Consider the following 1,052-nt stretch of genomic DNA (forward strand, 5'->3'; position numbering starts at 1 on the left):
CCTATAGGAACTAAACGCGTTGTTTTAGGTTCTGTGTGTGGGTTTGGTTGTGTGTTGGTCAGAGTGTGGTGTTGGGGTATCTGACTGGTGTGTGGAACTCGTTCCAGTTGATGGCGGTGCCGTAGTGTTCGGGCTCGTCCTGTTCCTGTCTGGTTTCCCGTTTGGGTGCTGGTTGTGGCTGGTGGTGTTCGTCCCTGATCAGGCTGGCGGGGTCGGGGTTGTCGGTTTTCATGTAGCAGTGCCATTCGCAGGCGCGTCTCATGTGGCTCTCGGGTAGGCCGTGGTGTTGCAGGAGGGTGCGTTTGATGGGTGGGTTGACTCCTCCTTCCAGCCGGTTGGTGGTGCGTTCCACTGGCCCGCCGGCGGTGAGTTCGGGTTCCGGGAAGGCGAAGAGCTGTCTGTCTTGGAAGAGGTGTTCGAGCCTGCGGTAGCAGCGGCTGAGTTCCTGGTGGGTCCACCACCAGGATTGGTGGCTGGCTTTGGGGTTGGCTGGGTCGTCCTTGGCCATGGTGCGTTCGTCGATGAGGGTTTTCCATCTTTCGTGCCAGGCGTTCAAGGCCTCACCCCAACGCACCGCTTCCTCGATGGTATGGACCCGGGTGGGCTGGTCGGAGAGTCGCTTGAGTTCCTTGCCGGCCTGAAGTCGTGGTTTGAGTGTCGGGTCGGTTTTGGTGTTGCGTTGCACGTGCACCAGGCGGCGTTGGATGCGCGTGCCCGGCCAGCAGGCATGGCAGGCTTTCTGCACGCCGCGAAGGCCGTCGGTGATGAGCACGTCGGGCCCGGGGATGCGGGAGGACAGGGCCGTGCAGGCCGCCGTGTTCTCCTGATGGCACCACTGCCGGTCGATGACCTGGCCCGTCTGCCCGTCGATCGCTATCAGGAGGCGCCAGCCGTGTGCCATATACGTGCCGTCGGCCATGAGCGTGTGATGGACCACCCCGTCCGGTGTGATTGCCGGCTTGATGTTCCAGCACCAGCCGACCCGTTTACGCCAGGCCCTGGCGCCCATGGCCCCCATCTGTTCCCGGGTCCTGCCCGTCAGCGGCCAGTCC

1 protein-coding gene is annotated in these 1,052 nt (G+C 62.9%); it reads right to left on the reverse strand.

Features of this window, described 5'->3' with window-relative positions; genetic code table 11:
* Positions 1-58: 58 nt before the first annotated feature.
* Positions 59-1,052 (reverse strand): IS1249 family transposase (locus P272_RS0108535; protein WP_029679096.1); only part of this gene is annotated, 994 nt, incomplete at its 5' end.

This window comes from Bifidobacterium sp. 7101, assembly GCF_000499285.1.
Taxonomy (GTDB): domain Bacteria; phylum Actinomycetota; class Actinomycetes; order Actinomycetales; family Bifidobacteriaceae; genus Bombiscardovia; species Bombiscardovia apis_A.